Source organism: Kitasatospora sp. NPDC001119 (assembly GCF_053598475.1).
Map to the genome: position 1 here is coordinate 44,215 of NZ_JBSFKI010000050.1, position 13,194 is coordinate 57,408.

Sequence of the window (13,194 nt, forward strand, 5' to 3'; positions counted from 1 at the left end):
TGGAAGTAACCTCTGCCTGCGCACCTGGACGGGAGAAACCCTAGCCAGGCCCCTCCCGCCGGCGCACCTCAATTACCGCCGGGCCCTCTCACCGCTCCGGTCGCCGTTCCGATGACCAGCCTGAGTCGTCGCTCCGGCGCTCACGCCGGGGCGACGATCACCGCGCGCGCCCGCTCGGTCAACTCCCGTACCCGGCGTTCACCCTGGAAGGGCTCCAGCCGCCGGAGCATCTCCACCACGTACTCCCGGCTGCGCTGCGAGGAGATCCGGCCGGCCACCTCGACGGCGCGTTCGCCGGCGGCGACCGCGGCGTCCAGGTTGCCCGCCTCCGCCTCGGCCATCGCCGAGACCACCAGCCGCAGGCCGTGCGAGCGGACGAAGCCCTCGGTGGGCGTGGCCAGCGCCTCGCGGGTGAACTGCCGGACCTTGGAGGGCACTCCGAGGTCGCGGAAGCACTCGGCGGCGTCGGCGGCGAGCCGGTCGTAGGCGTAGAAGTCGATCCACGCCGGATCGGGATCCCCGGCGCGCGCCCGTTCGAGCGCGCTCTCCGCGGCGCCGAGCGCCGTCGCGCACGCCGCCGCGTTGCGGGCCTTGGCCTGGGCCCGGGCCTCCACCAGGTGGAAGAAGCTCATGGTGCGGGCGGTGGCCAGGCCCCGGTTGCGCTCCAGCGCGGCCTGGGCGAGGTCGACCGCCTCCTCGGCGAAGCCCCGGTAGCCGGCCTGGAGGCTCATCGAGGCCAGCACGTAGCCGCCGAGCGGCACGTCGGCGGCGGCCCGGGCCAGCCGCAGCGCCTGGATGTAGTAGCGCTGGGCGGCCTCGTGCTGCCCGGTGTCGAAGGCCATCCAGCCGGCCAGTCTGGTCAGTTCGGCCGTCGCGCCGAACAGCGCCCGGCCGACCGCGTCGCTGTACGAGGCGAGCAGCAGCGGTGCCGCCTCCACCCGCAGGCACTCCGGCACCATCGACGAACGCCAGTCCCCGCCACCGTACTTGGAGTCCCAGCGGCGGGCCTCCTGGGCGGCCTCGCGGAGCTTGGCGGCGTCCGAGTGGCCGACCCGGTAGGAGGAGGTGTCGGTGGGGGAGCGCGGCACCTCGCGGGCCACCGAGCCGTCCGCCGGGGTGATCAGCCAGCGGGAGACCGGGGTCGCGTAGGCGGCCACCGAGAAGGTGCCGGCCAGGCTGTCGCTCCAGCGGCCGCCGCCGGGGCCCCGGCGCAGGTCGAGGTCGACCCGCCACAGGTCGGTCGCGGAGCGGACCGCGTCGGCGACCTCGCGCGGGAAGGCCAGGCCGAGTTCGGGCGCCGGGTCGGTGTCGCCCAGGCCGATCTCCTCCAGCGGGACGGGCCGGCCGAGCTTGCCGCCGATGGCGGTGGCGATCAGGTGCGGGACGGGCCCCTGCGGCACCATGCCCTTGCTGACCCAGCGGGCCACCGAGGTCTTGTCGTACCGCAGGGTCAACCCGCGCTGGGCGCCGAGGTCGTTGACCCGGCGGGCCAGTCCGGCGTTGCTGATCTGGGCGAGGGTCAGGAGCGTGCCGAGCCGTTCGTTCGGTCCACGTGGGCTGACGGTCATGGTGGCGGCGGCACCTCCTGCGGCCTTGTGCGCGGGGCCCGGGCGGCACCGGGCCGTAGCTGCTGTACCTAGCGTAGTCGGACGCGTTCCGACGGTTAAGAGGTCGCATTCCGGATGGCGGGATCGCGCACTCGGCGGTGCCGCACCGGAGTTGGTCCGGACCACTCGGATCCGGCCGACCGCGCGGCGCTCCGGAGCGTCGTGCTCCGGTCCCGTGTACACGTGCGCCCGGCCGTGCCCCCTGGCCCGACCGGCAGGTCGGCGATTCGCTGGTGGTCGTGGGTCGGCCTGCCGTCGAGGACCCGGCGGGCCGGGGGACGCCGCCGCCTCAATCCCCGCGGGCGGCGGTGGAGTCCGGGAGGGCGTGCGGATGCCCTCCCGGGTCGGGCGACGCCTTTCGGCCATCTCGCGATGCCCATGCCAAAGGCGTTCGTCGGCGGTCCGGGCCGGGGAGGGGGAGGCCCGGCCCGTCCGCCCCCCGGGAGCGCCCGGACGATCGAACTCCCCTCCGAAGCACGGAACTTGCCCACCCGGGGTGATCGGGCGCCGCCCGGGCCCCGGGCCCTTGAATGCATCCCCAGGCGTACCCGGGCCGGCCCGCCCCGCCGCCGCTGCCGTCGAACGGGCGGTCCGAACGGAAGCGGAACCCGAAACACCGACCACGGCGGCCGCCCGCGGTGGCACGATGTCCACTGACGGCGCGTCGAGCTGCGGGGGCACGCCGGGACGCGCACGGGCCGCCACGGCACACCACCCGGCCGCCCGGCGGGCGGCGAACGAACGCACCGCACGGATGCAGGTCCTCGTCCGGTGGAGGCGCGATGCGGTGGCTGACGGGCTGGTGCACGGGCGCGTCGAGCGCGGGCACCCCGGCGTACGAGGCGCTGGCCAGGGTCGAGCCGATCGCCGCGCGCCCGCTCTGGGCCGGGCCGGACCCGCTCTGGGCCGTGGGCGACTGGCGCCCCGGGGAGATCCGCCTGGTCACCCTCCGCCCCGGCGCCCCCGCCGTGGTCAGCACCGGCCCCACCGCCCCCGACCAGGTCGAGGACACCCCCGCCACCTCCCGGCTCGCCGTCCTCGGCCACTGCGGCGCCACCGACGCCGAACTCGCGGCCGGCCTCGCCGCCGCCCGCGGCGGCGCCGTCCGCCACCTGACCGCCTGGCCCGGCAGCTACACCGTCGTGCTGCGCTCCGGCACCCGGTCCACCCTGCTGCTCACCGACCTCGCCGGCGCCCAGCCCGTCTTCCACACCCCGTGGGCCGGCGGCACCGCGTACGCCACCGCCGCCCTGCCGCTCGCCGACCTGGTCGGCGCCCCGCTGGACACCGGCCACCTCGCCGCCCGGCTCGCCTGCCCCGAGTCCCCCGAGGCGCTCGGCACCGGCACCCCGTACGAAGGCGTCCAGGGGGTGCCGCCCGGGCACGTGCTCGGCATCCGCGGCGGCCGCCCGTACCTGTCCGGCTACGACGACCCGGCCGGCGCCGAGCAGCCGCGCGACGAGGCGCCCGCCGTCCGCGAACTCACCCGCGCCCTGCTGGAGTCCGTCCGCTCCCGGGTCCGCACCACCTCGCCGGCCCCCGTCCCCGACCCGGCCGACCCGGCCGACCCGGTCGGGCGGGCCCGGCTGGGCGTCGACCTGTCGTACGGGACGGCCTCCGCGACCGTCGCCCTGCTCGCCGCCGCCGTCCCGCTGCCGTCGGCGACCGCGTCCACCGCGGTGGTCCGGGCGGCCGCCGCCGGGGCCAGGAGCGGTGCGGTCAAGGGCTCCTGGGCCCGCGCCGCCGCCCAGGAACCCGCCGCCCCCGAGCAGTTGGCCGCCGTCACGCTCGGCGAGACCGGGCCCCCGGCCGGCCTCGCGCTCGCCCCCGACACCCCGCGGCTGCGGCACACCGTGCTCGACCCCGGCCCGGACACCCTCCCGTACGCCGGGCCGGGCGCCGACCCGCAGTCCGGCCGGCTCACCGACGAGCCCGGGCCCGAACTCGTCGCCGCCGCCCGGGCCGAGGCCCGCTTCGACGCCGGCGGCACCGACCACCTCACCGGCTACGGCGCCCGGCAGGTGCTGGACGGGCACCCGGCCCGGCTCGCCGACCTCCTCCGGGCCGGCCGGCCGCGCGAACTGCTGTCCCCGGTGGCCGCGCTGGCCGGCGCCGACCGGGCGGCCGCGGGCGTCCTCACCGGCACGCTGCGCACCCCGCTCACCGTGGTCCGGGCCGCCCACCGGCTCTCCCGGGTCCGCTACGCCGAGGCGCTGGACGAGGCGGCCGCCAGACTGACCGCCCGCCACGTCCCGGACGGCGCCGGTACGGCCGGGGCCCGCTCGGCCGCCGACCTCGCCTGGTGCGTGCCCGGTCCGGCCGCCCGCTGGCTGTCCGACGAGGCGCTCTCCGCGGTCGCGCTGCGGCTCCGCCTGGCGGCGCGCAGACCGGCGCCCGGGGAACACCCCGGCGCACACCGGGCCCGGCACGCCCTCTACCGGCAGGCGCGCGGGTTCCGCACGCTCGTGCACGCCGCCGAACAGCCCGGCCAACGGCTGCACGCGCCCTTCCTCGACAACCAGGTGGTGCGCGCCGCCCGGCTGCTGCCCGACGACGTCCGCCTCCAGCCCGGCGCCCGGCACGCCCTCCTGCACGCCGTCCTCACCGGCGCCGGCCGCACCGACCTGCCCCCCGACTGGGGCCGCGTCCCCCGCCCCGACCGCGCCGCCCCCGCCCGCACCGGCCTGCGCCTCGCCGCCGACGGCCTCGCCGAACTCTTCGACGCCCCGCTGCTCGCCGAAGCCGGCCTCATCGACCTCCCCGCCGTCCGGGCCGGCCTCGCCCAGTCCACCGACCCCGCCACCCCCCTCTCCCCCGCCGCCCTCGCCGGCCTCGCCGACCTCGTCTCCACCGAACTCTGGCTCCGCCGCATCCGCGCCCGCCGCCACGGCGCCTGCTGGACCGGCCTCCCCACCCCCCGCCAACCCGCCCTCACCTCCTGAACCCCCGCCGACACCTCGGCGCGCCGACCGCTGCTCCCAGCCCGCGCCCCCGCCCCTCCCCGCCCTGCGGCGCGGTTGCCGGGTCCGGATCGGCGGGGCGGTGATGATGGCGGGGGTGTGGATCCGGGGTGAGGAGGACGTGCGGTGGCCGGTGGGAGCGCGGGGCGGGAGGTGCCGGTCGTGCTGTCGGTGCTCGGGCGTCCGCCGGCGGGGCGGCCGCCCGGGGTGCTGGCGGCGTGCGACGGGTCGGACGGGTCGCTGTGGGCGCTGGACCGGGCGATGACGGAGGCCGAGCTGTTCGGGCTGCCGCTGTACGTGCTCGCCGTGGTCAACCCGGCGCCGGCCGGTTACCCCCCGGGGATGGCGGAGCTGGTGCAGGAGAGCGTGGAGACGCTGGTCGAGAGCATGGCGGACGGGCTGCGCCGCTCGGTGGCCGCCGTGCAGCGCCGGCGGCCCGTGCCGTACGCGGGAGAGCTGTCGCTGCACGTGGTGCTGGGCAATGTGATCGAGGTGCTGCTGGAGGCGGCGACCCGGCAGCACACGCTGGTGATCGGCACCCGGGGCAACGGCGGCTTCGCCCGGTTGCTGATGGGTTCGGTGAGTTCGGCGGTCGTGCACCACGCGGCCTGCCCGGTGCTGGTGGTTCCGGCGCCGCCCGCGGCCTGACCTGGAGCGGAGCGGGAAAGACGCCCGCAGGGTGCCGGGAATGTACCGAGATGGTTCATCGTTCACCCATCTTGTCCCCATCCCACAAGACGCCCCCTGGAGCCCCCCGCATGAAGGTCGAGATCTGGAGCGACATCGCCTGCCCCTGGTGCTACATCGGCAAGCGCCGTTTCGAGCAGGCCCTGGCGGACTTCCCGGGCAAGGAGCAGGTCGAGGTCGTCTACCGTCCGTACCAGCTGGTCCCGGACGCCCCCGCCACGGCGAGCCCGCACCGCGCCTGGCTGGCCGAGCGCTACGGCCCGCAGTCGGTGGCGATGGACGCGCGGGTGGCCGAGCTGGGCCTTGCCGAGGGCATCGCGTACGACTTCGACGCCGCGCTGCACGCCAACACCTTCCTGGGCCACCGCCTGCTGCACCTCGCGGAGTCCGAGTACGGCCCGGCCGTCCAGGGGCGGCTGAAGGAGGCGCTGCTGAAGGCGCACTTCACCGACGGCGTCGACGTCGGCGACCGTGCCGCGCTGACCGACGTCGCCGTGGCGTCCGGCCTGGACCGGGACCGGGTGACCGCCTACCTGGCGGGCGACGAGGGCACCGCCGAGGTCAACGCCCAGCTGGCCGAGGGCCGGGAGCTGGGCATCAACGCCGTGCCGACCTTCGTCTTCGAGGGCAAGTGGGCCGTCCAGGGCGGCCAGGACGCCGCGACCTTCGGCAAGGTGCTGGAGCAGGTCGCCGCCGAGATCGGCGAGCGCCGCCCCGCCCCGGTGCAGGTCGCCCCGGCCGGGGAGGCCTGCGCGGACGGCTCCTGCGCCATCTGACGGCCGACCGGGCCCAGGCCGCCCACCCCGGCGGCCCACCCGGGCACGGCACCGCGGACCCGAGGCCCGCTCCAGCACCCCTGGAGCGGGCCTCCGTCATGCCCGCCCGGAGCGCGCCCGGGTCACGAGCAGCGGAAGCGGGCCTCGGCCCAGTCCGCGACGTTCAGCGCCGACCAGATCCCGCTCACCGGCGTGACCGACAGCTTGATCGCCTTCTGCCCGGCCAGCGGCACGTGCACCGGCACCGCGTCGTCGCCGACGGCCAGCGCGCGGGAGCGCCACAGGACGGTGCCGTCGGTGCCCTGGACGGTGAAGACGACCCCGCCCGGCGAGATCGTGGCGTCGTCCACCCCGGCCAGCGCGTCGAAGGACGTGCATGTGCGGTTGAGGTCGATCACGGTGGCCGCCGGGGCGTGCACGGTGATCACGTGCGGGTGGTAGTCGCCGCCGATCCAGCCGCCGTCCCGCTGCCAGAACTTGTCGCTGTCCTTCTGCCGGATGCTCGGCTCGGGCGGCGGTACCCGGTTGTTGCCGGGCTTGAGCACGGGCAGCGAGTTGCCCCAGAAGTCGCTGAGCACGGGCGGCGTCGGCGTGGGGACGGTCGGGGTCGGCACCGGCGGCAGGGTGGGCGTCGGGACGACCGGCACGTCGGGGGTGGGCAGCGGCGGCAGGCTCGGTACGGGCACCACCGGGGGAGTGAAGGTCGGCGTCGGCGTCTTCGGGCTGCCGGACGTGGGCGTGCCGGACTCCGGCGCCCGGGTGGTGGCGGGAGGCGGGGCGGGCGTGGACGCGGCGGCCGGCTTGGTGTCGGCGCTCGACGCGGGCGCCTCCGGGGCCGGAGCGGCAGCGCCGGGAGCCGGGGCCGCGGCGGGTGCCGCGGGTGCGGCGGACGCGGGCGCGGGCGGCGCCGGGGAGGCGGCGGCCGGGGCGCTGGGGGCCGGGGGAGCGGCCGCCGGGGGCTGCGGCTCGGGTGAGCCGGTGAGCGCGTACGCGGCGACGGCGGCCGCGGCGACCGCGATGGCGGCGGCGATCCCGGCCTTGGCGGCGGTGCCCAGGCCCTCGCCGGCCGCGGCGGCGCCGGCCCCGCCCCCGCCGGAGGCCGCACCGGCCGCACCGGCCGAGCCCGCACCGGCCGCGGCCCCTGCGGACCCGGAGGTCGCGGCGGCCGTCCCGGCCGCTGCCGCACCGCCGACGGCGGCGGCACCGCCCACGGCGGCCGCGGCGGCGCCGAACCCGCCGACGCCGATCCAGACCAGCACCCCGCCGGGCAGCAGGGCGCGCAGCCCGGTGTTGATCTCGGTCAGTTCCAGGCAGGCGGCCGTGCAGCGGTCGCACTCAGTGAGGTGCCGGCCGACCTCCGCCGAGGCCCGCTTGCGCAGCGAGCCGCGCGCGTACGCGCCGAGCCGGTTGGCGTACGCCTCGCAGGCGCTGTCCTGGCTGCCCGAGACGTGCGCCTGGAGGAACGCGGCGGCGAGCCGGTCGCGGGCCCGGTGGGCCTGGACGGCGGTGGCATTGGCGGTCTTGCCGAGCATCACCGCGACGGTCTTCGGGGACTCCCGCTCGACCTCGGTGTGCCAGAGCACCATTCGGTCGTCCTCGGGCAGTTCGGCGTAGGCCTGCATGACCATCCGCTGGTCGGCCATCGCCATCGCCCAGGCGTCGGCGCCCGGGTCGGCGAGGTCGAAGTCGACCACGGCGGCCGAGGTCTGCGCGAACACGGCGAAGTCGTCGACGAGTTGCTCGCGCCGCTCGCTGCGGTGCCAGGCGGCGGCGACGTTGCGCACGGCGGTCAGCAGGTACGCGCGGACGGCGAACTCGGGGCCCTTGCCCGCCCGCAGCGCCTGCAGGGTGCGGGCGAAGACCTCGCCCGCGAGGTCCTCGGCGGTGAAGCTGTCCCGGCAGCAGGTGCGGGCGTAGCGGCGCACCGAGTCGGCGTGCCGGCGGTAGATCTCCTCGTACGCGGTGTCGTCGCCGGCCCGCACCCGGGCGGTCAACTCGGAGTCGGAGGCCGGGCGCTCGCCGTCCACCGGGTCGGCGGGGGCGGGCACGGTCGGCCGGGCGGTGCGGCCGTCGCCGGTGAACGGTTCGCCGACGAACGCCTCGGGGGCGACGCCGCCCCGGCCCGCCGGGGCCTGCCCGGGCACCCGGCCCGGGGGCAGTGCGGCGGCGGAGGCGGAGAGCGTCTCGCGGCTGGGCATCCCGGCCTGGTCGGGGACGTGTCCGGCGGCCGAACCCGCTGCGGCGCCCGGCACTTGGGCCGTCCCGCCGGCGCTGCCGAGACTGCAGGGGCCCGCGGCGGACCCCTCGGCGGTCTCACCGGAGCGGCCCCCGAAGTCGAGGCCGTACCCGTAGTCGTTCTGTTCCTCGGCGCTCACAACGGACCCCAGATTCCACGACAGCCCCCGTAGTGTGGCAGGGCGCGCGGGAGTGCGTAGGCGCACGGTTCCCCGGCGTACGGCGCCGACGGCGCGCGAACGGCGCGCATCGGGACATTGGCTCCAACCACGGGCAAAGGATGGCATAGCGCAGGGATCGGCGGTAGCCGGACCGGTCGCCTTCCACTCCTCCGAGGGGCCGTCGCGGGGGCGTTCGCCCAGCGTGCGACGGCGGGGTGTGCGACTCCCGCACCCCGGCGCGCGCACTCGGGTCGCGCGCCGGTTCTCCTCCCAACTCCCGTGCCCGTCCGGCGTGGCGGCCCGGCCGGCCGACGGGCGTCAGCGCTCCCGCAGGCCGTCCAACAGGATCTGCAGCAGCCGGTCCGAGGGCCCGGCGACCGGCTGGCCCTCCGTCTGCGGAGAAATCGGCGAGAAACCGACGGCCGTCGGCGCGGAGACCGACGGACGGGCCGCGTGCACCGGCACCGAGGCCGTCAGCACCAGCACCACGTCCGACACCGTGACGCCCGGCCGCAGTTCGCCCGCCGCACCGGCCCGCGCCACCAGCGCGGCCAGCAGCTGGAGCAGCAGCCGGGGATCGGCGTCGGCCGCCGACGGCTCGACCGCCCCGCCGGAACGGGCCTCCTCGCCGCGCAGGTCGAAGCGGACCGCGGCCGGCGGCTCCGCCGCCCGCTGCTCGGGCACCCGGCCCAGCTCCTCCGCGTACCGGAACGCCTCCGGCGGCAGCAGCCGCCCGGCGCCGCTGCTCACCGCGCGGGCCAGGTAGCCGGCCAGCGCCTCCCAGGCGCCGTCACCGCCGTACAGCGACTCCCGCGCCTGCGCGGTCAGCCACGCCACCTCTTCGGCGGCGATCCGCTGGACCAGCACCTCCTTGCTCGGGAAGCGCCGGTAGACGGTGCCGACCCCGACCCCGGCCCGGCGCGCCACCTCCTCCATCGGCGCGCCGTAGCCGAACTCGCCGAACACCTCGCGCGCCGCCCGCAGCACGCTCTCCAGGTTCCGCCGGGCGTCCACCCGCAACCGGGCCCCCGGCACCGGCACGGCGGCCGGCGCGGGCTCGACCCGGTACGGGACGGCCGCCCGGGCCAGACCGGCCGGTGCCGTCCCGCCCTGCGGCAGGTCCACCGGGCCGCGTTGCTCGGGGACCATGCCCGGTCCGACCTGCGACGCACCCGCCCGCCCCAATACCTGCTCCTGATCCATCATCCCAACTCTCCCCCGCAGGCGTCCGAAACCGGACCCTGTCGTCGCCCGCCCCTGCACCCCCCGGTGCAGCTCGGCCCGTCAGAAGTGACCCGATGACCCATGCTCGTGCCGCCCGTCCCGATCCGGTGACCACGGTTCGTGCCGCCGTGCCGGGTCCACGTCCGGCTCGGCGCGTCGGCACCGACCGGGGCCCTGTCCGGGAACTACCCTTCCCCGGATGACCGTCCCCCAGTCGGGTTCTCACGCCAACGCTGGAACTGGCCGTAGTGGCCGCTCCACGGTGCGTCGCCGCCGATTGTCATGGCGACGGCCGCCCCGGTACACAATCCGACCATAGTTCACCACTCTCCGAGGCCGAAAGTGCGTCAGAAAGTCGCCCAGTAGGCACAACTGGCCACGACGGTCACTCGCGTCGCAACCAGCCCCGTACGGACTGTGGACAAGACGACCCCCGCCGGTCCTTCATAGGGGGCGTGATGGGGGACACCCCCGGCCGCGGGGTGGCCGGGACGAAACGTCGCATCGGCAGGAGGCGCACCATCAGGATCCTGATCGCCGGCGGCGGCTGCGCCGGAACGGCCGCCGCACTCCACCTCCAGCGCGCCCTGCGGGAACGGCTGCGGCGCGGCGAGGCGGAGATCACCGTCGTCGAGCCCCAGGCGTACTTCACCTACCACCCGCTGCTGGCCGAGGTGGCGGCCGGCTCGATCGACCCGAGACACGTGGTCGTCCCGCTGCGCCGGGTCCTGCCGGACTGCCGGGTGCTCACCGCCCGGATCACCCGGATCGAACACGCCGCCCGGCGCGCCCTGGCCGACGCCGCGGGCCCCGGCGAACCCCCCGCCCCGGTCGAACTCCCTTACGACGTCCTCGTGGTGGCCCCCGGATCGGTCTCCCGCACGGCGCCGGTGCCCGGCCTCGCCGAGCACGGCCTCGGCTTCTCCACCGTCGGCGAGGCGGTGGGCCTGCGCAACCACGTCCTGGAGCAGCTCGACCTCGCCTCCGCCACCCGCGACCCGGCGCTGCGCCAGGCCGCGCTCACCTTCGTCTTCGTCGGCGCCGGCTACGCGGGCGTCGGCGCGCTCGCCGAGCTGGAGGACATGGCCCGCACCGCCGTGCGCGGCTACCACAACGTCCGCGCCGAGGACCTGCGCTGGGTGCTGGTCGAGGCGACCGGGCGGATCCTCGCCGAGGAGTCGCCCGAACTCGCCCGGCACACCCTGGGGGAGCTGCGCGAACGCGGCGTCGACATCCGGCTGAGCACCACCCTGGAGTCCGCCGCCGACCGGGTCGTGGCACTCTCCGACGGCAGCCGCTTCGGCGCCCGCACGCTGGTCTGGACGGCGGGCGTCCGACCGTCCCCGCTGCTGCGCGCGACCGACCTGCCGCTGGACACCCTCGGCCGGGTGCGGTGCCTGGCGACCCTGCAGGCCGTCGGACCGGACGGGCGCGCCCTGCCCGGCGTCTGGGCGGCCGGCGACTGCGCCGCCGTACCGGACCCGAACGCGGACGGCGCCCCCTGCGCCCCCAACGCCCAGCACGCCTTCGCCCAGGCCGAGCTGCTCGCCCGCAACGTCGTGGTGGCCCTGGACGGCGGCCCGCACGCCCCGGGCCTGGCCGACTACCGGCCCGGCCCCGCCGCCTGCTCGACCTCGCTCGGCCCGCACCGGGCCGTCGCCCACACCCGGCGCGGCGGCAGGCTCACCGGCCGCCGGGCCTGGTGGCTGCACCGGGCCCGGCACCTGCGGCGGCTGCCGAGCGCCGAGCGCCGGGTGCGGGTGCTGATGGACTGGGTGCTGGGCGGGGTGTTCTCCCGCGAGCCGGTCTCGCTGGGTGCGATGGAGCACCCGCGTTCGGCCTTCGAGGAGGGGTTCGGCCCCGAGCCCGGACGACCGTCCGACGCCGGCCCCGATGCTCCCCGGTGACCGCGGCCGCCGACCCGGCCCCGCGGCCGACCGGACGGCGAACCGGGGAGTGGGTCGGACGGCGGATCGGGCGGCCACGCCGGGCGCGCGACTTCCGGAACCGGGCCTCCGCCTGACAGGATCAGCCCGACCTGGTCATTACCCCGTGTGCTGCTGCGCACACAAAAAGTGATGATATGCCTGGAAAACGAGGAAGCGGCCGTCGTTTGAACCTCATGCGCTGGAGCGCCCGGCTCGCCGGAGTCCCCTGGCGTGCCCTCCCGCCCCCCGGGACCGGCACCGAGGACGGTGCGCCCTGCCCCGAGGGCGTCGTCGTGCCCGGCCCCCGCGACCCGGCCGGCCCCGCCGCCACCGCGGAGCTCCCCGACCCGCACAAGCCGCAGAACCTGCGCGAGGTCCTCAACCGCATCCCCGCCCCGGTCGCCGTCACCTACGGCCCGCTCCACCAGCTCGGCTACGCCAACCGCGCCTACCGCGAACTCTTCGGCGAACGCCCCACCGGACTGCCGGCCGCCGAGGCGCTCCCCGAACTCGCCACCATGGGCGTCCTGCCCCTGATGGACCAGGTCATCCGCGGCGGCCGCCCGCGCAGCGTCAAGGCCCGCTGCATCCTCGGCCTCACCGGCAACCGCTACTACAACGTCTCCTGCGTCCCGCTCGGCACGGGGGAGGGCGGCGACGCCCCCGCCGAGGGACCGCCCGCCGGCGTGCTGATCTTCGCCGCCGAGGTCACCGACCAGGTCCTCGCCGCGGCCCGCCTGCGCGAAGCGGAACGCCGCCAGCGCGAGGCCGCCGTCACCCTCCAGCGCAGCCTGCTCCCGCAGAAGCTCGACCAGCCGGCCGGCCTGCGGGTCGCCGCCACCTACCAGCCGGGCGGCGCCGAGGCCGCGGTCGGCGGCGACTGGTACGACGTCATCGCCATCGACGGCGGGCGCACGGCACTCGTCATCGGCGACGTCATGGGCCGCGGCCTCCGCGCCGCCGCCGTCATGGGCCAGCTGCGGACGGCGGTCCGCGCCTACGCCCGCCTCGACCTCCCACCGCACGAGGTGATGCGCCTGCTCGACGGCCTCGCCATGGAGATCGACGCCAACCAGATCGCCACCTGCACCTACGCCGTCTGGGACCCGCGGCGCCGCACCCTCTCCTACGCCTCCGCCGGACACCTCCCCGTCCTGCTGCGCTGCCCGGACGGCACCATCCTGCGCAGCGAGGAGCAGAACGGCCCGCCGCTCGGCACCGGCGGCGGCCTGCACGTCTCCCACACCCTGCGCCTGCTCCCCGGTACGACCGGTGTCCTCTATACCGACGGACTGGTCGAGCGCCGGGACGAGGACATCGACCAGGGCCTCGACCTCCTGGCCCGCACCCTGACCGGTGCGATCGGCGCCCCCGAGGTGATCTGCGCCCGGCTGCTGCGGGCGATGGGCGTGACCTCCGAGCACGACGACGACGTCGCCGTCCTGGCCTTCCAGCTGCCGGCGGAGGAGGGCACCGAGAATTCGGTTGCGCCACTTGACCCGGCGACTCCAGAGGTCTAGTGTTCTTCGAGCTGCCTGGCAGGGAGCACCGGACACGCATCTGCGCGGACGGTCCCGCGGTGGCCAATCCTCTGAAACACCACTTCCGGTTCGTGC

7 protein-coding genes and 1 pseudogene are annotated in these 13,194 nt (G+C 76.9%); 5 read left to right on the forward strand and 3 right to left on the reverse strand.

From position 1 onward, the window contains the following. Positions 1 to 140: 140 nt before the first annotated feature. On the reverse strand, positions 141 to 1,568 hold the full coding sequence (locus ACWDD9_RS38670) for a hypothetical protein (protein ID WP_049658584.1): 1,428 nt from the start codon (positions 1,566 to 1,568) through the stop codon (positions 141 to 143). 821 nt (positions 1,569 to 2,389) lie between these two features. Here ACWDD9_RS38670 and ACWDD9_RS38675 point away from each other — a divergent pair. From ACWDD9_RS38675 to ACWDD9_RS38685, 3 genes are all read left to right on the forward strand, one after another. Next, the gene (locus ACWDD9_RS38675) at positions 2,390 to 4,549 is read left to right on the forward strand and encodes an asparagine synthase-related protein (protein WP_449814187.1); all 2,160 of its coding nucleotides are present in this window, start codon (positions 2,390 to 2,392) and stop codon (positions 4,547 to 4,549) included. A gap of 144 nt (positions 4,550 to 4,693) precedes the next feature. Next, on the forward strand, positions 4,694 to 5,215 hold the full coding sequence (locus ACWDD9_RS38680; protein WP_074002090.1) for a universal stress protein: 522 nt from the start codon (positions 4,694 to 4,696) through the stop codon (positions 5,213 to 5,215). Between the two features lie 110 nt (positions 5,216 to 5,325). Next, the gene (locus ACWDD9_RS38685) at positions 5,326 to 6,030 is read left to right on the forward strand and encodes a DsbA family oxidoreductase (protein WP_375876791.1); all 705 of its coding nucleotides are present in this window, start codon (positions 5,326 to 5,328) and stop codon (positions 6,028 to 6,030) included. Positions 6,031 to 6,152: 122 nt separating this feature from the next. Here the strand turns inward: ACWDD9_RS38685 and ACWDD9_RS38690 are convergent, their stop codons facing one another. After that, positions 6,153 to 8,405 (reverse strand): sigma-70 family RNA polymerase sigma factor, encoded by a 2,253-nt coding sequence (locus ACWDD9_RS38690; RefSeq protein ID WP_449814188.1) that lies wholly within the window; start codon positions 8,403 to 8,405, stop codon positions 6,153 to 6,155. A 339-nt stretch (positions 8,406 to 8,744) separates the two neighbouring features. Continuing rightward, positions 8,745 to 9,632: a TetR/AcrR family transcriptional regulator gene (locus ACWDD9_RS38695; RefSeq protein ID WP_241852827.1), complete on the reverse strand. Its 888-nt coding sequence runs from the start codon at positions 9,630 to 9,632 to the stop codon at positions 8,745 to 8,747. A gap of 476 nt (positions 9,633 to 10,108) precedes the next feature. Here ACWDD9_RS38695 and ACWDD9_RS38700 point away from each other — a divergent pair, with 476 nt between their 5' ends. Further along, the gene (locus tag ACWDD9_RS38700) at positions 10,109 to 11,557 is read left to right on the forward strand and encodes an NAD(P)/FAD-dependent oxidoreductase (protein WP_449814189.1); all 1,449 of its coding nucleotides are present in this window, start codon (positions 10,109 to 10,111) and stop codon (positions 11,555 to 11,557) included. Positions 11,558 to 11,763: 206 nt separating this feature from the next. Then, a pseudogene (locus tag ACWDD9_RS38705) lies at positions 11,764 to 13,050 on the forward strand (PP2C family protein-serine/threonine phosphatase); the annotation flags it as partial. Positions 13,051 to 13,194: the final 144 nt, after the last annotated feature.

Bases quoted from the DNA above. Each gene is read 5' to 3' on its own strand.
- ACWDD9_RS38670 (WP_049658584.1), bottom strand. From the start codon at position 1,568: ATGACCGTCAGCCCACGTGGACCGAACGAACGGCTCGGCACGCTCCTG.
- ACWDD9_RS38675 (WP_449814187.1), top strand. From the start codon at position 2,390: ATGCGGTGGCTGACGGGCTGGTGCACGGGCGCGTCGAGCGCGGGCACC.
- ACWDD9_RS38700 (WP_449814189.1), top strand. From the start codon at position 10,109: ATGGGGGACACCCCCGGCCGCGGGGTGGCCGGGACGAAACGTCGCATC.
- ACWDD9_RS38695 (WP_241852827.1), bottom strand. From the start codon at position 9,632: ATGATGGATCAGGAGCAGGTATTGGGGCGGGCGGGTGCGTCGCAGGTC.
- ACWDD9_RS38685 (WP_375876791.1), top strand. From the start codon at position 5,326: ATGAAGGTCGAGATCTGGAGCGACATCGCCTGCCCCTGGTGCTACATC.